Consider the following 21,964-nt stretch of genomic DNA (forward strand, 5'->3'; position numbering starts at 1 on the left):
CACAGTCGGGCGGAGGCTAAGAGAGTTCTTCAGTTGTTGATGTTTCTGGTGCCCTGCGCGGTTGCCTCAGGCTCTCGCGCAGGCTCGCTGTTATTGCTTGCCGGTAAAGTCTATTCCCGGCAGCGTGGTCGGAAGCTTTGCGCGATCGACGCCGATCCATTTCTTGTAAAGCGTGTCGAGCGTGCCGTCCGCGGTGCGGCGGTTCACAAAATCCGTCAGGAACGCCAGCATTTCACTATCTCCCTTGCGAACAGCCATGCCCTGGAAATTGTCCGCCACCTTGTACTTGCGTTCGTATTCCGCGCTATGTCCCGTCTTGTCGATGACGAGACCGTAGGTCACGCTGCCGAGAATGGCATCGACCTGGCCCGACAGAAGAGCCTGAACCGTGGTTGCGTCGTCATCGAAGCGCTTGATCTTCGTGCTCGGCGGAGCGACCTTGGTGAGGATCGGTTCGAAGACGCTGCCGCGGTTCACGCCGATCACGTATTGACCGAGATCCTCATTGCCTTTGATCGACGCGTCTTTCCTGGCCCAGACCGTGATGTCGTTGGAGGAATATGGGATGACATACTGAATTACCTTTGCGCGCTCTTCCGTAATCGTCATGGACGGCACTAGGAAGTCGACATTGCCGTTGACGAGCAACGGGATGCGGTTCTGCCCGGTAATGCGCTCGAATTTTGGTTCGACGCCCAATTCCTTTGCGATGAGTTTCGCGACCTCGATGTCGAACCCTTCGCTTTGGCCGTTCTGGTCGATGAAACCCCATGGAAACTGGTCCATCTGCACGCCAATGGTTGCCGAACCCTTGGCCTTGATCTCCTCCGGCGTGATGGCTTTCGCAGTGGTGACGAAGGATGCTGCTGCCAGAAGAATAGAAGCAACCCCCGACAAGATCTTGAAACGCGAGACGCCCAGTGCTGAATTGAACATGTTTGTACCTCTGGTTGGTTTGTGGCCGTTCGTTTCTTACCGAGCGGCGTTGAGACGCCGTTCGACTCTTGCGCTGAAGTAGGTCAGCGGTAGGCAGATGAAGAAGTATATGAGCCCAACCGCCCCGTAGACCTGCAAGGGTTGGAAGGTGATGTTCGCCATCAACTGACCCGAGCGGGTCAACTCGGTCAGTCCGAGCAACGCCGCCAGGGCGGTGCCCTTGATCAGATTGACCAGAAAGCCGATGGTTGCCGGAAGCCCGATGCGGAACGCCTGGGGGAGAACCACATCGATCATGCGATGGACATAGCCGATGCCGAGCGCACGGGCGGCTTCACTCTGGCCGTCTGGAACCGCCTGGATGCTGCCGCGCCAGATCTCGCCGAGAAATGCGCTGGCATGCAGCGACAGACCAACTGTCAGAGCAACCCAGACACCCACCTTGAAGCCAAGAAGCGGTAGACCGAAAAAGACGAAGAAGAGCTGCACGAGCAACGGCGTTCCTTGGAATATCTGGATATAAACCGCCATTATTCCGCGCAACACCGTCCACTTGCTCGTCCGCCCCAACGCGACTGCAAGGCCCAGAGCGCCGCCAAGCGTGAAGGCGAGCAGGGAGAGAATGACTGTCCAGCGGGCACCTTCAAGAAGAAAGAGAAACTCAGCAAAACCAAATTCACGGATCATCGCGTCGTCTCACTTTGCCGGATAGGAGAAGTAGGTTCTGCCGACGAGTTGCAGGCCGACAGAGAGGAATTGCGACAGCAGGAGATAGATGGCGCCAAGCACAAAATAGATTTCGAAGCTCCGGAAGGTCTGCGCATCCAGCGTCTGGGCCATGTAGGTGAGCTCTTCCGCTGACACCGATGCCACGAGGCTTGAATTCAGCATCATCAGGATGAACTGGCTGCACAGGGCCGGATAGACCGCACGGATCGCAGGACGGAACACGATGAAGCGATAGATATCGATCGTGTGCATGCCCAGCGCCCTGGCCGCCTCGATCTGTCCTGGCCGGATGGACTGCACTCCGCCCCTGACGATTTCTGCAGCATAGGCCGCGCAGTTAAGGGTCATCGCCAGGATTGCGGCTTCTTCGCCGCCCAGCCTTATGCCGAGTGATGGCATGCCGAAGTAGATAAAGAAGACCTGCACGAGAAACGGTGTGTTGCGGATCAGCTCAATATATCCGACCGCAATCATCCGCACAGGCGGCAGTTTGCTCATGCGCATCAGCACGAAAACAACGCCTAGCATCAGCCCCAGGACCATGGAGATCGCCGAAATCTTGAGCGTCATGATCGCTCCGCTCAACAGCATCGGCCAGGCAGCGAAAACCGGAGCGAAATCGAAAGTATACTGCATCGACTTCTCTCGCTTAGTGATTGAGGATTTGGCTGAGGAACGCTCTTGTGCGCTCCTGGTTAGGGCTACTGAAGAATTCTTCCGGTTTGGCGCTTTCGATTATTTCGCCGCGATCCATGAAGATCACGCGATGGGCGACAGCCCGCGCAAAGCCCATTTCATGGGTGACGCAGATCATCGTGATGCCGTCGGCGGCCAACGAAATCATCGTGTCGAGTACTTCCTTGACCATTTCGGGATCCAGCGCAGAGGTCGGCTCATCGAAAAGCATGATTTTGGGATCCATGCATAATGCCCGAGCGATGGCGACGCGCTGTTGCTGACCGCCTGATAGCTGCGCCGGATATTTCGAAGCCTGCTCCGCGATGTGAACGCGCTCCAGATAACGCATCGCCTTCTCTTTTGCCTCGGTTGCGGGGGCCTTCCGCACCCTGCGCTGGGCCAGCATGCAGTTCTCAAGAACGGTCAAGTGAGGGAAGAGATTGAACTGCTGAAAGACCATGCCGACATCGCGGCGAATATGGTCGGCGTTTGCGCCCTTCTGGCTTAGTTGCGTACCATTGACGCTGATCACCCCTTCATGGATTTCTTCGAGATGATTGATGCATCGGATCAGCGTCGACTTGCCCGAGCCGGAGGGGCCACAAAGAACGATATGCTCGCCGGTAGCGACGTTCAGGTTTATGCCCTTCAGCACCTGCAAGGCGCCATACCATTTGTTGACGCCGATCATCTCGATGGCTTTTTGCGACATCTTGTTCTCGCTCATGGCTATTGCGTTCTCCCTCACGATGTCATCGCGACTTCAAACACGGCGTCGACTTCCACCGAGCAGCCGCCGGGAAGTGAACCGGCGCCAAGCGCGGTTCGAACATGCCGGCCTTTCTCCCCGAAAATCTCGACAAGCAGATCGGATGCGCCGTCGATCACGGCGGGGTGCCCCTTGAAATCAGCGGGCGCATTGACGAAACCGCGTAGCTGAACGCAGGCGACGACCCGGTCGAGATCGCCATCGAGCGCAGCATTGACGCGCGCCACCAGGTTGAGGGCGCAAAGACGTGCCGCCTGGTATCCCTCTTTCGGAGAAATATCCTCCCCGACAACACCGAGAAAATGGTCGATGCCGTCTATCCTCGGGATCTGGCCTGAAACGTAGAGAAGGTTTCCCGTGAACCGGTAGGGAATGTAATTGCCCGACGGCGACATGATTGAGGGCAATACGATGCCTCGCTCGGAGAGGCGTGCGGAGACGACACCCATAGCAGTGTTCCACTTGATTTTGAGCGCGCGGTTGCGCGAATTATGTTCCCGGAGCCATTCGGGATATCCAATCCAGATACCGTCGCTGGCTCTCTTGTTCCAAGGATGAGACTAATGAAATACTATCTCATGTCAATAGCCATCCAAGAGATACTATCTCATGGATGGCAGAGAAAATAATCTCTAAATACCTATTCAAATTCAGATGGTTATGTATTTTTAGATGAGGATAGGCAGGCAACGAAAATGATCGTCAGGAAAAATAATTTCGCATACAAGCCTCGCAAACAGCCTTATTGGCCACTCATAAACCTGCGATAACATCAGTGTGTGCACACTAGGCGCGGAATTCCGCTTGTTGAGATAGCATCACTAATCCAGGTCATGCTATCTTGCGCCGCAGGTTAGAATCCCTATCGGGTAAGACGCTGCTGATAGAGAAGATGGCGATAAGAGTTGAACAGGTGACATTTGGATACATTGACGGGCCGGACGATACAGGCATTAAAGGTGCACATTGCCGACAACCAGCTTACCAAGGGACATAAACTCGGCTCGCTCAACGAATTGTCGCAACAGTTCGGGGTAAGTCGCACGGTCATCCGCGAGGCTGTGTCGGCACTGCGCTCGGATGGCCTGATTGAGGCCCGGCACGGCGTGGGCGTATTCGTCCGGGAAAATCCCAAGATAATGACGGGCGAGGATCCGGCAATCTATGATGCCGATGCGACGCTTGCTCCCCTCGCAAGGCTAAAGACATCCTTCATGGACCTCCTGGAACTCCGAATGGCCTTCGAGGTGCATGCGGCGGGACTGGCCGCCACCCGCCGTTCCTGGGCGCAGGAATCGAAGATCTGGAACGCGTTGCGAGAGTTTGAGGCGTCGCTTGAGGAGGAGGCCTCACTCGATGAGCTCGACTATCTCTTTCATCGTTCAATCGCCGAAGCGACGAATAACGGGGCGTTCATCGAGTTCTTCAGCCTTATGAGCCTCAAGATCATACCGCAGCCAGCGTTTTCAAAAGAGCTTAATCCGGCGCTCATAACGCCCGCCTATATTCAGAACACAGTCGAAGAGCATCGCGCCATATGCGAGGCGATCAGCAGCGGCAACGCAGAGCAGGCGCGCGAAGCAATGCGGGCACATCTCAACCGAAGCCATCTGCGGTATCGCGGCTTCTCCGACAACACCGCGTCTCCACTAAGCAATTTCGCCACTGACGAAGATTAGGAGGAAAATGCCCACGTTCGAAACAGCGGAACATCCGCGTGACGAATCTATCCGGTCCCGCCTAACTGGGTGAGGGTTCCCCGCAAGGGGATCAAAAGGGAACGCAGTGCGGGCTTTGGGCTCCTATGCCGTGGCGGCCCTCGCAACTGGCAGTTTCGGTCTGGCGCAATGGAGCAATCTTCCCTTTCCGCTCGCGGCGCTCATCATCGCCGGCTTCGTGTTCATCATCAAGCCAAGATCGCTCAACGCATGTACCGGTGCGCCTGCGGCTCATCCTGATCATGCCAGTGCCTTCATCACCGGTGTGATCGTGGCATTCTCCGATCGCGCGGCTTCTCGTTGGCGGCGATAACAGCTTGTTTCTGCCTGCAAGTGCTGTCCTCGGTGCGATCTTCCTCGTCCTGGCCGATATCATCGCACGCACCCTGATCGCACCAAACGACATACCCATCGACATCCTCACCAGTTTCATCGGCGAACTCTTTTTTTCCCAATGCTTGTCAGGCGCAAGGTATAATGATTTGTCATATACAATGTACAAAGGCTTGACATATGAGGAAAACTGGGGAGATGAAAGGTTACAACAAATTTCAAGGCGCGCGCTTTATGCTGGCAATCATCGCCGACGATCTCACGGGTGCCATCGACTCTGCGGCGCCATTCGCCGGCAGGGGTCTCCATACGGAAATAGCCCTTGATGTCGATGGTGTCCCGGGCGCCTTGAGGGAAAAGCCAGCCGTGCTTTCCGTCAATCTGGGGTCCCGGGAATTGACGGCGAACGAGGCGCAGGCGGCGACCATGGCCGTACTGTCCCTCCTGCCGGCCAATACCACGCTTTTTAAGAAGATCGACTCGCGACTGAAGGGGCACATTGCCGCCGAACTCGATGTAATGCCGTTCAGCCTTGCGTTGGTGTCGCCGGCAATTCCGGAATTCGGACGCATCGTAAAATCAGGCAGCCTTGAGGGCTTCGGCATAGAGGCGCCTATCATGGTAGCCTCAAAATTGGGGGATCATGCTTCCCGGGCCATGATCCTGGATGTCACCTCTCAGGATGAGATGAATGACGCCTTGAAAGCCGGACAACGCGCCGGGGCGGATCTTCTGATCGGCGCACGCGGTCTGGCGGAAGCCCTCGCGGAGCAGATCAGCGGAAAGGCAGATCTCCGTCCGGCAGAAATACCGGCGGGGCCAGCGCTCTTTGTCATCGGTTCCCGCGACCCGATAACAATTGCCCAGGTGGATGAACTGAGACACTCCTGTCCGGTTCATTACATTCCTGCTCCGAACGGACACATTGTCTCGTCTGCTCTCGATGCGAATGGGGTGACGATCATGCAGGCAATTGCGGGTGAGGAACCGTGTACGCCTCCCGACGTCTCAAACCATCTTGCCACAAGCATCCATCCAGCATTGACCGCTGGGGTCGCCCTCTTGCTTCTTTCAGGCGGCGCAACCGCTGAGGCCGTACTATTGAAGATGGGAATTCGGCGGTTCCGTCTTGTCGGGGAATGCTTGCCCGGTCTGGGGCTGGCCTATGCCAATGGCCATTGCATCATTGCGAAATCCGGGGGTTTCGGGCATCCCGGCACCTTGAGAGATGTGGCGAACACGATCCTCCGGAAGATGGGATAAGATATGGGACTGGAGACCGGAACCACCCGCAAGGGCCTTCCCGATATGGTGTTCGAGCGCATGCATCGCGCCATCAAATCCGGCGCATATAAGCCCGATGAGCGCCTGCCGACAGAACATGATCTGGCCGCAGAGTTCGAGGTTTCACGACCGATCATCCGGGAAGCGCTGCGGCGCCTGCGCGACCAGGGCCTGATCTATTCGCGGCGTGGCGCGGGAAGTTTCGTCCGCGCGCTCGGCCTCAGGGAACCCTTGGGCTTCGGCCAATTGGAAAACGTGGCCGATCTCTTGAACTGCTACGAATTTCGCCTGACCATGGAACCGGCGGCGGCAGCGGCGGCGGCGACCCGTCACACGCAAGACAATCTCGCCGCCATCCGCAAAGCGCTGGAGATGATGCGCGACGCCACGAACCGACAATCGCATCGCGAAGATGCGGATTTCCAGTTTCATCTCGCCATCGCCCGCGCCGCCCAGAACAGCTATTTTTCGACGGCCATGGAAGCGCTGAAGGACCACATCGCCACAGGCATGAAGTTCCATGGCGCTTCAGTCGGGCGCGAGGCATCAGGTCTTTCCAGGGTTTTCGCCGAACACGAGGCGATTGCGCGCGCAATCGCCTCCGGCGACGCGCCGGAAGCAAGGCAATTGATGCACGATCACCTGACGGGGTCGCTTGATCGCGTATTCCAGTCATCGCAGAAAGACTGATCAGCTGATTTAAAACGCCGCGCGATATATCGCCAGAATGTCGTCGATACTCATATCCACCGGGTTGTTGTCCATCAGCCGCCGGATTGCATGGGCGTCAGTGGCATATTCTGGAAGGTCTTCTTCCTGCGCGCCATGAGCGCTAAGAGACATCTCTATGCCGAGTTGCGAACAGAATCCGTGGGCTGCGAGCCGCAGTTCACCCTGCGAAAGGCCCTGTCCTAACCCCAATGCCTTGGCAATCTCAGCCGTTTTCTCAGGTGCAGCGCCCTGATTGAATGCCAGAACATGCGGGAAAATAATCGCATTGGCCAAGCCATGGGGCAGATGGAGCAGCGTACCCAAGGGGTAGGCTATGGCGTGACCCGCAGCGGTGTTCACCGGGCCAAGACAGATGCCGCCATAGTAGGATGCAAGCATCAGACCTTCGCGTGCTTGAGTATCAGCGCCATCTTTGACGGCGCGTTCAAGATATTTTCCGACCAGGTTGAAACCCATGCGGGCGAAACCATCGATCATGGGATGGGCGCGGCGGTTGGTGAATGCCTCGACGCAATGCGCCATTGCGTCAATACCTGTCGCGGCCGTCACCGCCGGTGGCACCGAATATGTCAACTCTGGATCGAGAACGGCGAAATCCGCGATCATATGCGGGCTTTCGACCGCGATCTTGTTGCCTTTGGCAGGGTCGGTGATGAGCGACCGGATGCCCGCTTCTGAGCCAGTGCCGGCTGTCGTCGCGACCTGGGCCAAGAGCGTGCTGCGGGCCGCCACTCTGTTCTGGCCTGCGACATCGCCAAGCGTCTGGCCAGAATTCCACAATACGGCCACGAGTTTTGCGACATCGAGCACCGAGCCGCCGCCCAACCCGACGATCAACTCTGGTTCGGCGCTTCGTGCGGCCTCCACCGCTGCCTCAAGGGTCGCGATGTCAGGCTCTCCGGGGATGGCGTCGAATAGCGTGACGGCGCCTGGTAGGCGCAGGCGGTCCACAAATCCAGAAGTGGCCGGTGTTGCGATGACCAGGGTTTTGGAAACGCCCGCCGCCCAGGCGCCGACCTCGCCTATTGTCCCTGCGCCGACGGCCAAACGGCGCGGCTGGTGGATCGTGATCGGCGCGATCGTCATGGCCTGTTATCCCCAAGTTGATGCCCCGCCATCAGCTTTCGAGCATAGGCGATTGCAGAATTCATGTTCTGGTGATTGGCGATACCTTTGCCGGCGATATCGAAGGCCGTGCCATGATCAACCGAAGTGCGGTCAATCGGCAGATCGACGGAGACGTTTACGGCCGTATCGAAAGCGACCAGTTTGATCGGGATATGCCCCTGATCATGATATTGGGCGACGACAAGGTCGAAAGCCCCTGAGTAAGCGCGATGGAACACCGTGTCGGCGGAAATAGGCCCCTCGACATTGATGCCCTCGGAGCGCGCGGCAGCAACGGCGGGTGCGATCTGATCATCATCTTCCGTTCCAAACAGGCCGTTCTCGCCGCAATGGGGATTGATGCCGGCAACCGCGATGCGTGGGCTCTGGTAACCGGTTCGCTTGAGATGGGCGTCGCCGGCCCTGATGGTCGCCAGCACCCTCTCGGTTGTCGCCCGTCCGATGGCCTCGCGGAGCGAAACATGGGTTGAAACATGAATGACCTTCAGGCGTTCGGAAGCCAGCAGCATATAGGCCGCAGCCGAACCCGTGAGGCTTCGCAGCATCCCGGTGTGGCCATCATAATGGTGGCCGGCGCGGTTCAGCGCCTCCTTGTTGATCGGGGCCGTCACGATGCAGCCTATCTGGCCCACCTCAGCATCGCGCACCGCGCGCTCGATGAAGCGAAAGGCGGCATCGCCGGCCACGGGAGAGATTTGGCCCCATGGCAGTGGAGCGCCTTCGACAGGAAGGTCAACAACAAGGGGGGACAAATCGAGGTCAATCCCCAGCGCCTCACGCGCCGCTTCCAGCGTCAACCGATTGCCGTAGATCCGGGTGGCCAGGCGGTCGCTTTCCGACATCTCGCTAACTGCCCGAACGGTAATCTCAGGCCCGACGCCACAGGGGTCCCCTATGGTTATGCCAATGATATTGCTCATCAATTTCTCCCACCGGTCGCGCTGGCCCAGCCTGGGGCCAAGCGGACATATTTGATTGCGCGTCTGTGATAGGTATAGGCGATGTGCAACGTCCCATCCGGGCCTTCGAGCAGCCACGGGTAAGACATTTCCCTGTTCCGGCCATCGGTTGAATCATTGGAGAGACAGGAGCCAGGGCCATCTTCGATCAATATGCGGGTCGGGAAGCTTTTCCCGCCATCCTCGGAAAGACAAACGACAACCGGCGCGCGCGGCACACCCCAGACTGGCACGCATCCACCTGCCGGATCGGCGTCCGGCCGGTCGTCTTCTTCCCCCAGTTCGTCGTAAAGCGACACGCGGCGGTCAGTCGAAAGCGCGGCATTGACGGGATTACAGATCATGGCCAGCCGGCCATCTCTTAGACGGATCACCGCGATCGATGAATTGTTATTGGGCACATCGGTCTTCTCAGGCGCGGACCACGACCGGCCACCATCGCCGCTCTCGGTCCGGTAGACAGTGTCGGCTTGCCTGCGGCGAAAGAAAGCAGCGTATCGCCCGTCGCCCAATGAGGCCGGGCTCATGTGGACGCAACCCGTGGAATCGCTCACATTTTCCAGCCGCCATTTGACGCCATCGTTTGTGGAAACACCCACTGCCGCATGGTCATGGCTTCCGTTCCATTTCTGGCCCGGGCGCTGGACACAGCGGAATATTGGCAGCAGCCACGCGCCATCGTCACGGACCATGACGGGCGCGCGAATGAAACAGCCCGGCGGCAAATCCAGATAGCGCCCTTCCCCCGCAGTCAGCATCGTCGGGACGGCTGGATCCCGGTAAATTTCAACCATCCGAATCCGGCATTGGTCCTGATTGCCCGAGGGCTGTGAAGTATGGAATAGCCAGAGCCGCCCGTCCGGCGCGGTGAACAATACTGGGTTCTGCTCGGAATGCGCCGGGTCAAAGCTCAATTGCCGGGGCGCCCCCCAAATCGTTGAACCTGATGAAAGGACCGAAGCGAAGATCGAAATATCCGATTTTCCCTCCAGCGTGCCGCCAAACCAGGCGCATACAAGCGAGCCATCGCCCAGGAAATGCAGGAAGGCGGCGTGATTTTGGACCATCCGCGAAGGCAGCAGGGATTCATGCCGCCCAGGCTCCACAAAATGGAGGGCGCCGGTCATTCTTAGGGCGATCTCGTCAGGGCTCATCAGCATCTCCTTCTGGGCGAAACAAGCGACAAGAATGCTATGTTGTCAAGTTTTGATATGATATCAATTTCTGGATTCACACCCATTTTCGCCGCATAACTAATTGATATTAAATATTTATTTTTTATCAAAATTATTTTCCTGAATTGATATCCGAAATTATTTGACAAACTGAGGCAGAAGTTCGATGGTCAGTCATCGACGTGGGAGGAGCCACTTCATGCCGCTAAACCGGACATGAGCGCGTCGATGATAAATGATAATCCGGTCGCCCATCAGCCTGATGATCGTTCCGGGAGGGAGGAAAGAACAATGCACAAGACGCTGCTAACCGGCGCCCTGATTCTGGGCTCCATGTTCTCACCCGCCTTCGCGGGATCGGGACCGATCAAGATCGTGTTGCCCGAAGAAGCGGATTTGCTCGAACCCTGCATGGCGACGCGCTCGAACATCGGTCGCATCATTCTGCAAAATGTCAGCGAAACCCTGACCGAGCTTGACGTTCGTGGCGACAAAGGCGTCATGCCTCGCCTGGCGGAAAAATGGGAGCAGAAAGCAGACGGAAGCTGGCGCTTTCACTTGCGTCAGGACGTGACGTTCTCGGATGGGACCACATTCGATGCAAAAGACGTCAAGCACAGCTTCGACCGTATCCTGAGCGATAAAAATATCTGCGAATCGCGGCGCTATTTCGGCGGCATCACCGTCAACGCGAATGTGGTGGATGCGCATACGATCGATTTCACCGCCGATCCGGTTCAACCGATCCTGCCGCTGCTGCTGTCTCTCGTGACGATCGTACCCGAGGGTACCCCGCTCGAATTCATACGCGAGCCGGTCGGAACGGGCCCATTCAAACTGACCAACTGGACTCCAGGCCAGCAGATCGTGCTCTCCGCCCGTGAAGGCTATTGGGGCGCGAAGCCTGAGGTGACGGAGGCGACATATTTCTTCCGCACCGACCCCTCGGTGCGCGCGGCGATGGTCCAGACCGGCGAAGCGGATCTTTCGCCGTCGATCTCGCAGCTCGACGCGACCAACCCGGCCACCGACTTTTCATATCTGGACAGCGAGACCGTCTATCTCCGTATCGATCACAACATCGCGCCGCTCAACGATGTCCGTGTGCGCCGGGCGCTCAACATGGCGATAGACCGCGAAGCCTTCCTTGGCACGCTGGTACCGCAGAACGCGCTGCTTGCCACCGCCATCGTTCCGCCGCCGACGCTTGGCTGGAACCCGGATGTAAAAGTCTTCCCTTACGATCCCGTGGCGGCAAAAAAGCTTCTCGATGAGGCAAAGGCGGACGGCGTGAAGGTCGATACGCCGATCACCATCATCGCCCGCACCGCGAACTTTCCCAACATCACGGAAATCATGGAAGCGATACAGGCCCAGCTTAAGGAGGCTGGGTTCAATATCGAGCTGAAATTCGTCGAAGTGGCAGAGCATGAGGGCTATTATTCCAAGCCTTTCAAGGAGGGGCGCGGGCCTCTGATCGTGGCGGCCATGCATGACAATTCGAAGGGTGACCCATCCTTCTCGATGTTTTTCAAATACGCGCCCGAAGGGACCCAGTCCGGCTTCTCCGACCCGAAAGCCGGCGACCTGATCAAGCAGGCGTCGGCCGCAACGGGGCCTGAACGTGCCAAGCTTTGGTCGCAGCTGATCGCCTATCTGCATGACGAAGTGGTCGCCGACGCGCTGCTTTTCCATATGGTAGGCTTCGCTAGGGTTTCCGAACGCCTCGAATACAAGCCGACGATGGCGACGAACTCAATGCTGCAGCTTTCCGAGATCCGCATCAAGTAATGCCGTCTGCGGGCGCCGGCGCAATCAAAGGCGGCAAGTTTCAAACCTGCCGTCAATATCATGAGGGGCCGATGTTCAGCTTCATCCGCAAACGCGCCGTCAGCAGTCTGATCTCTCTCATCGGACTGATCGTGCTGGTCTTCTTCCTCTCCCGCCTCACCGGCGATCCCGCCGCCTTGTTCCTGCCCGTCGAGGCGTCTGCGGAAATGAAAGACCAATTCCGCGCCATCCATGGCCTGAACGATCCGCTCATGGTCCAGTTTGCGCGCTATGTCGGCGACGTATTGACCGGCGATCTCGGCCAATCGCTGCGCAAGGCGCGACCGGCGATTGACGTGGTGACGGAAGCGTTTGTCTGGACCCTGTGGCTCGCCATCATCACCATGTCGCTCGTGACGGTGGCGGCGGTCGTCGTCGGATCTCTTGCGGCTTTTCGTTCGGGCGGCTTTTTTGACCGGCTCTCGTCGATGATATCGCTGATCGGCGCCGCCGTTCCGGATTTCTGGCTGGCCATCGTCGCCATCGTGGTGTTTTCCGTCCATTTGGCGTGGCTGCCAACATCCGGAACTGGTTCCGCCCTGCACTGGATACTGCCAATCTGCGTCCTTTTCGTCCGCCCCTTCGGTGTCATCGTTCAGGTCGTGCGCGGCTCAATGATCGGAGCGCTGTCGTCCGCCTATGTGAAGACGGCGCGAGCCAAGGGGGTAAAGGCGGGGCCGATCATTTTCATCCATGCGCTGCGCAATGCCATGCTACCCGTCATCACCGTCATCGGGGATCAGGCCGCGAGCATCCTGAACGGCGCCGTGATCATCGAAACCATCTTCGGCTTCCCCGGCGTCGGCAAACTGATGATCGATTCAATCCTTCAGCGTGATTTCAACGTGGTGCTAGCCGCGATCCTCGTCACTGCGGTCGCCATCTTCCTCATGAACATGCTGATCGATCTGGCCTACGCGCTGCTCGATCCGCGCATCCGTCATTGAGGAGGGTGAAGCCGACATGACCTTACAAGACACGCAGACCATGATCGACCACGAGCCGCATCAGGCAATGCGCATGGCGCGGATGCTGTGGGCGGATAAATTCGCGCTTTGCGCCACGCTGTTCCTGCTCATCGTGCTTGTCATGGCGATCATCGGGCCGGCTTGGCTCGGAGAACTGGCGACAAAGCAGAACCTCAGAGGGCGGAACCTCGCTCCCTTCGATTGGCAACGAAGTTGGGTCTGGTGGATGGGGGCCGACGCTCTGGGCAGGCCGCTCTTTGCCCGCATCATCGTCGCCACGCAAAACACGCTCATGGTCGCAGCCGGCGCGGTCGCGATTTCGGCGGTCGTCGGCACGCTGCTTGGCCTCATCGCCGGCTTCTCTTCGCCACGCGTCAATCAGGTGATCATGCGGCTGGCGGATGTGATCATGTCCTTCCCGTCGCTCCTGATTGCGGTCATCGTGCTCTATATGCTGGGATCGTCGATCCTCAACCTGATCCTGGTCCTCTCGATCACCCGCATACCGGTCTTTTTGCGCACGACCCGCGCTGAGGTGCTGGAAATCCGCGAGCGCATGTTCGTGCAGGCGGCCCGGGTCATGGGCGCTTCCAGCAAGCGGATCCTCTTTCGCCACATCCTTCCCGTCGTCTTGCCGACGCTGACAACGCTGGCCACTCTCGACTTTGCCTATGTGATGCTGGCGGAGAGCGCGCTGTCGTTTCTCGGCATCGGCATTCAACCTCCCGAAATCACATGGGGATTGATGATCTCGCAGGGCCGCCAATATCTGACCAATGCCTGGTGGTTATCGTTCTGGCCGGGGCTTGCGATCATTCTCACGACACTCTCCCTTAATCTCCTGTCGAACTGGCTGCGCATCGCGCTCGATCCGGTCCAGCGCTGGCGTCTGGAAATGAAAGGCGGCTCGAATGGCTGACCATCTTCTCGAAGTCCGCAATTTGTCGGTCGAGTTTCACACCGCATCAGGCACTGTCCGGGCCGTCCGCAACATTTCCTATCATCTCGACCGTGGCGAAACCCTCGGCATTTTGGGCGAGAGCGGCTCAGGCAAATCCGTTTCGTCAGCCGCGATCATGAACCTGATCGACATGCCACCGGGACGCATCAGCTCAGGCGAAATCCTGCTCGACGGCAAGGATTTGTTGAAAATGTCGCCCCACGAGCGCCGCGAGGTGAACGGAAAGCGGATCGCGATGATCTTTCAGGACCCGCTCAGCCATCTCAACCCGGTCTACACCGTGGGCTGGCAGATCAGGGAGGCGCTGACGACCCATGGCGCGAGCGCCACAGCGGCGAGGACGGAAGCCTTGCGCTTGTTGCAGCGCGTCGGCATTCCCGACCCTGAACAGGCCATGGGAAAATACCCCCACGAATTTTCCGGCGGCCAGCGCCAGCGCGTGATGATCGCCATGGCGCTGGCGCTGCGCCCCGACATTTTGATCGCCGATGAACCGACGACGGCGCTCGATGTCACGGTTCAGGCGGAAGTGCTGGCCCTGCTGAAGGAATTGCAGCGGGAAACCGGCATGGCCGTGCTGATCATCACCCATGATCTGGGCGTCGTCGCCGAAATCGCCGACCGTGTCGTTGTCATGGAAAAAGGCGAGCTGGTGGAAACCGGCACGGTGCGTGAGGTCTATAAGAACCCGCGCCATCCCTATACGAGGAAACTTATCGCAGCCGCGCCCGGCAAAGGAGAGATGCATGCGCCGGATGCCAAGGGCGATCCGGTTCTATCGGTCAGGGATCTTCGCAAGCGCTATGGCACGTTCGATGCCCTGAAGGGCGTGTCCTTCGATCTCATGCCCGGCGAAACCATCGCCATCGTGGGAGAAAGCGGTTCGGGCAAGTCCACGTTGGCGCGCGTCCTGTTGCGGCTGGAAGAACCCGACAGCGGTCAAGCGCTCTGGAAGGGGCGCAACCTGTTCCAACTCTCGACCTCCGATATGCACAGGCTGCGGCGCGACCTGCAGATGGTGTTCCAGGACCCGACGCAATCCCTGAGCCCGCGCATGACGGTATTCCAGCTGATCTGCGAGGCATGGGTGATCCATCCCGACATTCTGGCGAAACCCAGATGGCGCGAACGGGTAGCCCAGCTCCTGATTCAGGTGGGTCTTCAGCCCGAGCACATGGGGCGTTATCCCCATCAATTCTCCGGCGGTCAGCGTCAACGGATCGCCATTGCGCGGGCGCTCGCGCTCGAACCCCAGTTGATCATATGCGACGAAGCGGTTTCCGCGCTGGATGTATCGGTGCAGGCTCAAATCATCGCCCTGCTGGACAGGCTGCGCCGTGAAATGGGCATCGCCTTCATCTTCATCGCCCATGATTTGCCTGTTGTTCGCGACTTCGCGGATCACGTCATGGTCATGCGCAAGGGAGAGGTCGTGGAGCGGGGAACGGTGCGCGAGATATTCGAAACTCCCCGCGAAGACTATACCCGCGCGCTACTCGCCGCCGGGCTTGATCCAGATCCAGATATACAGGCCGCCAACCGGGCAGCCCGATTTGCACGCGCTTCTTAATAAAGCGCCATCCTTCCAAGGAGATACCGATGCCCAAAAAAGCCTTCGTCGCGCTCGTAACATGCTTCAACGAAGACGAGACGATCAACTTCGAGGCCACGCGCGCGCAGGTCCGCCGTCAGGTCGCAGCCGGCAACAACATCATGTGCGCCGGAACCAACGGCGATTTCACTGCCCTCACCTATGAGGAAAAAATCCAGTTGACCCAGCAGGTGGTCGAAGAGGTCAATGGGCGCGTGGAGATCATCGTCAACGCCGGAATGCCGGCGACCTTCGAGACCGTGAAGCTGGCGCGCGAATTCGACAGGATCGGCGTCGATGGCATCGCCGTCATCACACCCTTCTTCATCGCCTGCACGCAGGACGGCCTTGTGCGCCACTTCTCGACCGTCGCCGATGCGGTGAAGACACCCGTCTATCTCTACGATATCCCTGCGCGGACTCAGAACCACATCGAGCCGGAGACGGCGCGCGCACTCGCCGCCCATGGCAATATCGCCGGCATCAAGGATTCCGGCGGTGCGCAGGAGACGCTCGAGGCGTATCTGGGCGTGGGCCGTGATATCGCTGACTTCGCCGTTTATTCAGGCCCAGATCATCTGGTCCACTGGTCGCTGCAGAATGGCGCTGCCGGTTGCATATCCGGCCTGGGCAATGTCATGCCGGAAGTACTGGCCGGGATATTGAGGGCTTTCAATGCAGGCAATGAGGCCGAAGCCGCCCGCCAGCAGGAAATATTCGGCCGTTTCCGCAAAGACCTCTACGGCCTCGGCTATCCGCCTGCCCTTGTAAAGCGCGCGCTTTACCTGATGGACAAATCGGTCGGCGCAAGCCGCCAGCCCGCCCTGCTCCCCGATCCGGTGCAGGATGCGCAGATCCTCGACATTCTCAAGACGTACGGGATGGTTTGAGCCATGACAGTCCTTCTTACGACGTCTCCCGGCTTCGGTCGCCACGGACAAGTCCCTGCAAGACTGGCGGAACTTGGCTGGAAGCTGATCCGATGCGTTGACACAACTCTTGCCGATGGCGGTCTGTCCGAACATCTGGACGAGGCGGATTATATCGTTGTCGGGCTGGTGCCGGTCACGGCAGAAATCCTCGCCAACGCCCCAAAACTGAAAGGCGTCGTGAAACACGGCGTCGGCGTGGACAATATCGATATTTCCGCCTGCACGGCACGGGGCATTCCCGTGGCCAATACGCCCGGTGCAAATGCCGACGCGGTCGCGGAACTAGGCGTCGGGCTGATGCTTTCCATGGCCCGCGACATTCCGGCACGTCACGCCAGCGTCATCGCGGGCGGATGGGACCGCCAAATCGGCTCGCAAATCGGCGGCAAGACGCTCGGCATCATTGGCCTCGGCAATATTGGTCGAACATTGGCGCTGAAGGCACGGGCGTTGGGGGTGAATGTGCTGGCCTGCGACCCCCACGCCGACGCCGCCTTCGCGGCGCAAAACAATATCGCGATCGTTACACTGGATGCGCTATTGGCAGCTTCCGACTATGTCTCCCTGCATATCTTCGGCGGCAAGGACAATGCGGCCCTGATCAATGCCAGGACCATTGCGGGCATGAAGCCCGGAGCCCGGCTCCTGAACCTGGCACGTGGCGAAGTCGTCGATCTGGATGCGGTGCATGCGGCCTTGGAAGCGGGCCACCTTGGCGGCGTTGCACTGGATGCCTATGTGGCCGAGCCTCCGGATCGCGGGCATCCGATCTTCCGCCATCCCCGGGCGATATTCATGCCGCATTCCGGTGCCGATACCCTCGAAGCACTGGAAAATGTCGGGCTGATGAACATTGCCGATATCGAGACCTTGATTGCCGGTGGCCGCCCTGCCCGCGTTCTCAACCCCGAGGTCTTTCAATGACGATCAACTACGAAACGCTTCGCGAAGTCGCCCGCGATATTTTCAAGGCTACCGGCCTGGCCGCCGACAAGGCCGAAGCCGTCGCGCGTTATCTTGTCGAGGCTGACCTGATGGGCCACACGACCCATGGCCTGGCACTGGCGCCATGGTACCTGCAAAGTCTCAGGGATGGCGTAATGGCCGCCGATGGGATACCTGAAACCGTCTCCGACCGCGGCGCGGCCATCTGCTGGCGTGGCTTGAGGCTACCCGGCGCATGGCTCGTTTCCACCGGAGTAGCGCTCTGCATGGAGCGAGCCCGACAATATGGCACCGCGACGCTGGTGATTGGCGACAGCCACCACATCGGCGCGCTCGCCGCCTACCTGCCCGACGCCACGGCCGAGGGTTTCATGATCTCTATTGCCTCCTCCTCTCCTTCCGGCGCGCAGGTCGCGCCATTTGGCGGATTGAAGGGTGTCTTCACTCCCGATCCGGTCGCCTATGGAATTCCCACGCCCGGCGATCCGATTTTGATCGATATCTCCGCCTCGATCACCACGGTGAACATGGCGCAACGGATGATCCAGGAAGGACGCTCCTATGAGCACCCCTGGGTAATGGATGCCGAAGGAGCCCTCTCGACGGACCCAAATGCAGTTATTGCGGGGGGTTCCCTCCTGCCAACCGGGGGACTCGACCATGGACAAAAGGGGTACGGGATGGCGCTGGCTGTCGAGGCTCTGACCCAGGGTCTCGCCGGTTACGGTCGCGCCGATACCCCGAAAGGCACCAACGCTGCTGTGATGATCACCGTCCATGATCCCGACGCCTTTGGCGGGCAAGCCGCCTTTCTGCGTCAGACCGGCTGGCTGGCGAATGCGTGCCTCGCCTCCCCGCCGCGCGATCCTTCCCGGCCGGTACGCCTGCCGGGACAGGCAGCACTTGCCCGCAGGCGCAAAGCGATGTCGGAAGGCGTGGAGCTTTACCCCTCCATCATTCCTGCACTCAAGGTGGAAGCTGAACGACTGGGCGTGGACATTTGCGGAAGGTTGTAAATCCAGCCAACCGGGCATGAAGATTTGCAAATATCCAGATAACTGGAAAAACGGGAGGAGAAAACCAATGGATAAACGGCTGAAATTAGCATTTCTGGCGATCATCGGAGCACTTGCCGCCGATACATCCGCAGCCCAGGAATACCCTTCACGACCCATCGAAATTGTCGTGCCCTATGCCGCCGGTGGCGGCACGGACCTGTCAATTCGCGTGATGGCCGAGGTGCTTTCGAAGAAGCTCGATGGTGCCACCGTCGTCGTGCGCAACCAGACCGGAGGTGGTGGCGGCATTGGCACCGGTTCAGCTCTCAGCGCAAAGCCCGATGGCTATACGCTGGGCACCGGCGCGCAGGGCCCGATTGCGCTGCTGCCGCATTACGGCGCCACCACCTATAAGATCGGCGATGTCGATTTCCTCGCCCTGATGGCACGCAATCTGCAAATCGTGCTGGCATGCGCCGATGCGCCGTTTTCTGATTTCGACGGCTTCATGGCCTATGCCAAGGAGAACCCGGGCGCGGTGCTGATCGGCAATTCCGGTGCCGGCGGTGCCAACCATCTGTCGGTCGAAGCCTTCGGGCGAGCATCGGCCACGACTTTCGAGCATGTGCCCTTCAGCGGCGCCTCGGAAGCGCTGACGGCCTGCGCTGGCGGACATATCAATGCTGTCACCGCCACGCCTGCCGAGGCGCGGCCACATATTGAATCGGGTGCCGTAAAGCCGATTTTCGTGATGGAATCCAAGCGCATCGCTGATTATCCGGAGGTGCCGACCGCCGTCGAAAAGGGGATCGATTTCACCTGGTCATCATGGAAGGGCGTCATCGCTCCCAAGGGCATTCCCGATGATATCAGGGCTAAATTGACCGCCGCACTGGAAGCGACATTCACCGACCCGGATTTCATCGCGAAGATGAGCAAAATGGGTGAATTCGTCGATTATCGCGACAGCGCCGGTTATGCAAAGCTGGCGCAGGACGACAGCCAGAAGGCTGAGGCGATCATTCGCGATCTCGGCATGCATGGAATGAACGCGAAATAATTCGCTGTGCGATGCTCTGCATGAGATGTCCCAAGGTCGCCTCCAAAGGGCGGCCTCTGGAATTCTCCCCGGATCAGCACCAGCCATTACGAACCGCCGGGACGCCCGGCGGAAGCGAGGAAAACGATGTCGCGAACAGATATCCTCTTGCGCAACAAGGATGTGCTTGCAGGCTTGGCGTTCTTGTTGGTGGCCGCCGTCTTCGCCTTTGGGGCGATGAAGCTGCCAATGGGGACAACGCTGCGAATGGGTCCCGGCTACTTCCCGCTGATCCTTTCAGGCGGACTGGCTATTCTGGGCTCCCTGATCCTTCTTTCGGGCATTCGCAATGCCTCACCTGAGAACACTGTGGGTTCACCCGCATGGTCACGTGTCCTTATTATCTGCGCTGCAGTGCTCGTTTTCGTCTCAGGCCTGCAAGGGATGGGCTTTCCGCTCACTGTGTTCGCGACGGTTTTCATTGCCTCGACCGGCAGCCGCTATTTTCGCCTGCATATCAGTCTTGCGCTTGCTGCATTCATCGCAGCGTGTGCGTGGATTATCTTCGTCAAATTGCTTGGCCTGCCCTTTCAGACGGTTGGCGGCTGGTTCCTTTTCCGGTGAGGACTTGAAATGACTTTGCTGGCAGATCTTGGCCTCGGCTTCTCCACGGCTCTCAGCCTTCACAACCTGCTCTACTGCTTCCTCGGCGCAACCGTAGGCACACTGATCGGCATACTTCCGGGCATAGGTCCGGTGGCCACGATCGCAATGCTGCTGCCGTTGACCTTCGGCCTTGAGCCGGTGACGGCACTGATCATGCTCGCGGGCATTTTCTACGGCGCGCAGTATGGCAGTTCCACCACCGCTATCCTCATCAACCTGCCAGGGGAAGCATCGTCAGTCGTAACCGCGCTCGACGGGTATAAGCTGGCGAGGCAGGGGCAAGCTGGGAAAGCGCTGGCCGCAGCGGCGCTGGGTTCATTCTTTGCCGGGTCGGCTGCAACGCTGGTCATCGCTACCATGGGTCCGCTGCTCGCGGGCGTTGCCCTGAAATTCGGACCAGCGGAATATTTTTCGTTGATGGTCCTAGGGTTGATTGCGTCGGTGGCCATGGCCGCAGGTTCGGTTATGAAGGCTCTTGCGATGATCCTCGTCGGGATCATGCTCGGTCTGGTCGGACAGGATATGTACACCGGCGCGGCACGCCTGACATTCGGCAGCGTCAATCTGCTGGATGGCGTGGAATTCGTCGCAATTGCCATGGGTCTCTTCGGGCTCGCGGAAATCTGCCAGAACCTCGAAAATGAGAACGGGCGGGCAAGTTCCATCAATCGGGTGGGCTCGCTGATGCTGAGCCGGCAGGAACTGCGGAGTATCGTCAAGCCGATACTCCGCGGAACGACCGTGGGTTCTGTTCTGGGTATCCTGCCGGGAGGCGGCGCGACGATCGGGGCTTTTGCCGCCTATATGCTGGAAAAGCGTCTATCTCGAAACCCGGAGCGCTTCGGCGAAGGGGCCATCGAAGGTGTCGCCACGCCGGAAAGCGCAAACAACGCCGCCGCCCAGACGTCGTTCATTCCGCTTTTGACGCTCGGCATTCCGGCCAATGCCACGATGGCGATGATGGTCGGCGCGCTGATCCTGCACGGGGTGACACCGGGACCGAACATCATATCCAACGAGCCAGCGCTGTTCTGGGGTCTCATCGCCAGCATGTGGATCGGCAATGTCATGCTTTTAATCCTGAACCTGCCTCTGATCGGCATCTGGGTGAAGATGCTGGGCGTCCCCTATCGCTTGCTGTTTCCGGTCATCGTGGCGCTCTGCTGTATCGGAGTCTACACCGTCAACAACAGCAGCTTTGATGTTCTGGTAATGGTGGTTTTCGGAGTGGTGGGCTATTTGCTGATCAAGTTGGGTTGCGAACCAACGCCATTGCTTCTCGGGCTGGTGCTCGGGCCGATGCTGGAAGGAAACCTGCGCCGCGCCATGCTTACCGGTAGAGGCGACCCAACGATTTTTCTTACCCGTCCGATATCGGCGGTGTTGCTCGGCCTGGTCGCGCTGTGCCTGCTAATGATGATCCTGCCCCATGTGCGGCGAACACGCGATATCGCCTTCGAGGAGTAAAAGACGCTAGCGCGTGTCGTCATTTGAGGGTTATGAACGCAGCGACGAGTTGGACAGCACCTAGAGCGTGTCCGTTGAACGCGGAATCGTATTGAGGATTCCCCTGGCTGCGGAATTCTGATTCCA

Annotated in this window: 23 protein-coding genes; 15 read left to right on the forward strand and 8 right to left on the reverse strand. The window is 58.9% G+C overall.

The window, feature by feature from the left end; genetic code table 11:
• Positions 1–90 precede the first annotated feature (90 nt).
• The 5 genes from IEX53_RS18860 to IEX53_RS18880 are packed head-to-tail and all read right to left on the reverse strand — an operon-like array spanning position 91 to position 3,561.
• On the reverse strand, positions 91–936 hold the full coding sequence (locus IEX53_RS18860) for a transporter substrate-binding domain-containing protein (protein WP_188825727.1): 846 nt from the start codon (positions 934–936) through the stop codon (positions 91–93).
• Positions 937–972: 36 nt separating this feature from the next.
• Entirely contained in the window at positions 973–1,623 is a 651-nt protein-coding gene (locus tag IEX53_RS18865; protein ID WP_188825728.1) for an amino acid ABC transporter permease, read from the reverse strand.
• A gap of 9 nt (positions 1,624–1,632) precedes the next feature.
• Positions 1,633–2,301 (reverse strand): amino acid ABC transporter permease, encoded by a 669-nt coding sequence (locus tag IEX53_RS18870; RefSeq protein ID WP_188825729.1) that lies wholly within the window; start codon positions 2,299–2,301, stop codon positions 1,633–1,635.
• Between the two features lie 13 nt (positions 2,302–2,314).
• A complete protein-coding gene (locus IEX53_RS18875) occupies positions 2,315–3,070 on the reverse strand; it encodes an amino acid ABC transporter ATP-binding protein (RefSeq protein WP_188825730.1) in 756 nt (251 codons plus the stop codon).
• 17 nt (positions 3,071–3,087) lie between these two features.
• Positions 3,088–3,561, reverse strand: a complete 474-nt coding sequence (locus tag IEX53_RS18880) for a RidA family protein (RefSeq protein ID WP_188825731.1) — start codon at positions 3,559–3,561, stop codon at positions 3,088–3,090.
• 471 nt (positions 3,562–4,032) lie between these two features.
• Between IEX53_RS18880 and IEX53_RS18885 the strand changes: the two genes are divergently transcribed.
• From IEX53_RS18885 to IEX53_RS18905, 5 genes are all read left to right on the forward strand, one after another.
• A complete protein-coding gene (locus tag IEX53_RS18885; RefSeq protein ID WP_188825732.1) occupies positions 4,033–4,791 on the forward strand; it encodes a FadR/GntR family transcriptional regulator in 759 nt (252 codons plus the stop codon).
• A 106-nt stretch (positions 4,792–4,897) separates the two neighbouring features.
• Positions 4,898–5,143: a hypothetical protein gene (locus IEX53_RS18890; protein ID WP_188825733.1), complete on the forward strand. Its 246-nt coding sequence runs from the start codon at positions 4,898–4,900 to the stop codon at positions 5,141–5,143.
• A 4-nt stretch (positions 5,144–5,147) separates the two neighbouring features.
• Complete coding sequence (locus tag IEX53_RS18895; RefSeq protein ID WP_210311664.1) at positions 5,148–5,489, forward strand: iron chelate uptake ABC transporter family permease subunit; 342 nt, start codon at positions 5,148–5,150, stop codon at positions 5,487–5,489.
• Positions 5,398–6,426 (forward strand): four-carbon acid sugar kinase family protein, encoded by a 1,029-nt coding sequence (locus tag IEX53_RS18900; protein ID WP_188825755.1) that lies wholly within the window; start codon positions 5,398–5,400, stop codon positions 6,424–6,426. The genes IEX53_RS18895 and IEX53_RS18900 overlap by 92 nt, the downstream gene beginning before the upstream one ends.
• Positions 6,427–6,429: 3 nt before the next feature.
• Positions 6,430–7,137 carry a FadR/GntR family transcriptional regulator gene (locus IEX53_RS18905; protein WP_188825734.1) on the forward strand — a complete coding sequence of 236 codons (708 nt, stop codon included), beginning with the start codon at positions 6,430–6,432 and terminating at the stop codon, positions 7,135–7,137.
• 9 nt (positions 7,138–7,146) lie between these two features.
• Here the strand turns inward: IEX53_RS18905 and IEX53_RS18910 are convergent, their stop codons facing one another.
• The 3 genes from IEX53_RS18910 to IEX53_RS18920 are packed head-to-tail and all read right to left on the reverse strand — an operon-like array spanning position 7,147 to position 10,420.
• Complete coding sequence (locus IEX53_RS18910) at positions 7,147–8,265, reverse strand: iron-containing alcohol dehydrogenase (protein WP_188825735.1); 1,119 nt, start codon at positions 8,263–8,265, stop codon at positions 7,147–7,149.
• Positions 8,262–9,227, reverse strand: coding sequence for a 4-hydroxythreonine-4-phosphate dehydrogenase PdxA (pdxA, locus tag IEX53_RS18915; protein WP_188825736.1), 966 nt, complete (start codon positions 9,225–9,227; stop codon positions 8,262–8,264). The genes IEX53_RS18910 and pdxA overlap by 4 nt, the downstream gene beginning before the upstream one ends.
• Positions 9,227–10,420 (reverse strand): sialidase family protein, encoded by a 1,194-nt coding sequence (locus IEX53_RS18920; protein ID WP_188825737.1) that lies wholly within the window; start codon positions 10,418–10,420, stop codon positions 9,227–9,229. The genes pdxA and IEX53_RS18920 overlap by 1 nt, the downstream gene beginning before the upstream one ends.
• Before the next feature lie 312 nt (positions 10,421–10,732).
• On the opposite strand from IEX53_RS18920, the gene IEX53_RS18925 reads away from it, so the two are divergent.
• From IEX53_RS18925 to IEX53_RS18970, 10 genes are all read left to right on the forward strand, one after another.
• The gene (locus tag IEX53_RS18925; RefSeq protein ID WP_188825738.1) at positions 10,733–12,232 is read left to right on the forward strand and encodes an ABC transporter substrate-binding protein; all 1,500 of its coding nucleotides are present in this window, start codon (positions 10,733–10,735) and stop codon (positions 12,230–12,232) included.
• 71 nt (positions 12,233–12,303) lie between these two features.
• Positions 12,304–13,218, forward strand: coding sequence for an ABC transporter permease (locus IEX53_RS18930; protein ID WP_188825739.1), 915 nt, complete (start codon positions 12,304–12,306; stop codon positions 13,216–13,218).
• Positions 13,219–13,234: 16 nt separating this feature from the next.
• Positions 13,235–14,158: an ABC transporter permease gene (locus IEX53_RS18935; RefSeq protein ID WP_188825740.1), complete on the forward strand. Its 924-nt coding sequence runs from the start codon at positions 13,235–13,237 to the stop codon at positions 14,156–14,158.
• Positions 14,151–15,770 carry an ABC transporter ATP-binding protein gene (locus tag IEX53_RS18940; protein ID WP_188825741.1) on the forward strand — a complete coding sequence of 540 codons (1,620 nt, stop codon included), beginning with the start codon at positions 14,151–14,153 and terminating at the stop codon, positions 15,768–15,770. The genes IEX53_RS18935 and IEX53_RS18940 overlap by 8 nt, the downstream gene beginning before the upstream one ends.
• A gap of 29 nt (positions 15,771–15,799) precedes the next feature.
• Positions 15,800–16,681: a dihydrodipicolinate synthase family protein gene (locus tag IEX53_RS18945; RefSeq protein ID WP_188825742.1), complete on the forward strand. Its 882-nt coding sequence runs from the start codon at positions 15,800–15,802 to the stop codon at positions 16,679–16,681.
• A 3-nt stretch (positions 16,682–16,684) separates the two neighbouring features.
• Entirely contained in the window at positions 16,685–17,647 is a 963-nt protein-coding gene (locus IEX53_RS18950; RefSeq protein ID WP_188825743.1) for a phosphoglycerate dehydrogenase, read from the forward strand.
• Positions 17,644–18,684, forward strand: coding sequence for an Ldh family oxidoreductase (locus tag IEX53_RS18955; protein ID WP_188825744.1), 1,041 nt, complete (start codon positions 17,644–17,646; stop codon positions 18,682–18,684). Before IEX53_RS18950 ends, IEX53_RS18955 begins: the two co-directional genes overlap by 4 nt.
• Positions 18,685–18,751: 67 nt before the next feature.
• Positions 18,752–19,726 (forward strand): Bug family tripartite tricarboxylate transporter substrate binding protein, encoded by a 975-nt coding sequence (locus IEX53_RS18960; protein ID WP_188825745.1) that lies wholly within the window; start codon positions 18,752–18,754, stop codon positions 19,724–19,726.
• Between the two features lie 147 nt (positions 19,727–19,873).
• Positions 19,874–20,329 (forward strand): tripartite tricarboxylate transporter TctB family protein, encoded by a 456-nt coding sequence (locus tag IEX53_RS18965; RefSeq protein ID WP_188825746.1) that lies wholly within the window; start codon positions 19,874–19,876, stop codon positions 20,327–20,329.
• Between the two features lie 9 nt (positions 20,330–20,338).
• Entirely contained in the window at positions 20,339–21,838 is a 1,500-nt protein-coding gene (locus IEX53_RS18970; protein WP_188825747.1) for a tripartite tricarboxylate transporter permease, read from the forward strand.
• Positions 21,839–21,964: the final 126 nt, after the last annotated feature.

This window comes from Paramesorhizobium endophyticum (genome assembly GCF_014640615.1).
In the GTDB taxonomy this organism is placed as follows: Bacteria; Pseudomonadota; Alphaproteobacteria; order Rhizobiales; family Rhizobiaceae; genus Paramesorhizobium; species Paramesorhizobium endophyticum.

Excerpts from the sequence above, each read along its gene's own strand:
- IEX53_RS18860 (WP_188825727.1), bottom strand. The coding sequence starts at position 936 with ATGTTCAATTCAGCACTGGGCGTCTCGCGTTTCAAGATCTTGTCGGGG.
- IEX53_RS18865 (WP_188825728.1), bottom strand. The coding sequence starts at position 1,623 with ATGATCCGTGAATTTGGTTTTGCTGAGTTTCTCTTTCTTCTTGAAGGT.
- IEX53_RS18870 (WP_188825729.1), bottom strand. The coding sequence starts at position 2,301 with ATGCAGTATACTTTCGATTTCGCTCCGGTTTTCGCTGCCTGGCCGATG.
- IEX53_RS18875 (WP_188825730.1), bottom strand. The coding sequence starts at position 3,070 with ATGAGCGAGAACAAGATGTCGCAAAAAGCCATCGAGATGATCGGCGTC.
- IEX53_RS18880 (WP_188825731.1), bottom strand. The coding sequence starts at position 3,561 with ATGGGTGTCGTCTCCGCACGCCTCTCCGAGCGAGGCATCGTATTGCCC.
- IEX53_RS18900 (WP_188825755.1), top strand. The coding sequence starts at position 5,398 with ATGCTGGCAATCATCGCCGACGATCTCACGGGTGCCATCGACTCTGCG.
- IEX53_RS18905 (WP_188825734.1), top strand. The coding sequence starts at position 6,430 with ATGGGACTGGAGACCGGAACCACCCGCAAGGGCCTTCCCGATATGGTG.
- IEX53_RS18910 (WP_188825735.1), bottom strand. The coding sequence starts at position 8,265 with ATGACGATCGCGCCGATCACGATCCACCAGCCGCGCCGTTTGGCCGTC.
- pdxA (WP_188825736.1), bottom strand. The coding sequence starts at position 9,227 with ATGAGCAATATCATTGGCATAACCATAGGGGACCCCTGTGGCGTCGGG.
- IEX53_RS18920 (WP_188825737.1), bottom strand. The coding sequence starts at position 10,420 with ATGAGCCCTGACGAGATCGCCCTAAGAATGACCGGCGCCCTCCATTTT.
- IEX53_RS18925 (WP_188825738.1), top strand. The coding sequence starts at position 10,733 with ATGCACAAGACGCTGCTAACCGGCGCCCTGATTCTGGGCTCCATGTTC.
- IEX53_RS18930 (WP_188825739.1), top strand. The coding sequence starts at position 12,304 with ATGTTCAGCTTCATCCGCAAACGCGCCGTCAGCAGTCTGATCTCTCTC.
- IEX53_RS18935 (WP_188825740.1), top strand. The coding sequence starts at position 13,235 with ATGACCTTACAAGACACGCAGACCATGATCGACCACGAGCCGCATCAG.
- IEX53_RS18940 (WP_188825741.1), top strand. The coding sequence starts at position 14,151 with ATGGCTGACCATCTTCTCGAAGTCCGCAATTTGTCGGTCGAGTTTCAC.
- IEX53_RS18945 (WP_188825742.1), top strand. The coding sequence starts at position 15,800 with ATGCCCAAAAAAGCCTTCGTCGCGCTCGTAACATGCTTCAACGAAGAC.
- IEX53_RS18950 (WP_188825743.1), top strand. The coding sequence starts at position 16,685 with ATGACAGTCCTTCTTACGACGTCTCCCGGCTTCGGTCGCCACGGACAA.
- IEX53_RS18955 (WP_188825744.1), top strand. The coding sequence starts at position 17,644 with ATGACGATCAACTACGAAACGCTTCGCGAAGTCGCCCGCGATATTTTC.
- IEX53_RS18960 (WP_188825745.1), top strand. The coding sequence starts at position 18,752 with ATGGATAAACGGCTGAAATTAGCATTTCTGGCGATCATCGGAGCACTT.
- IEX53_RS18970 (WP_188825747.1), top strand. The coding sequence starts at position 20,339 with ATGACTTTGCTGGCAGATCTTGGCCTCGGCTTCTCCACGGCTCTCAGC.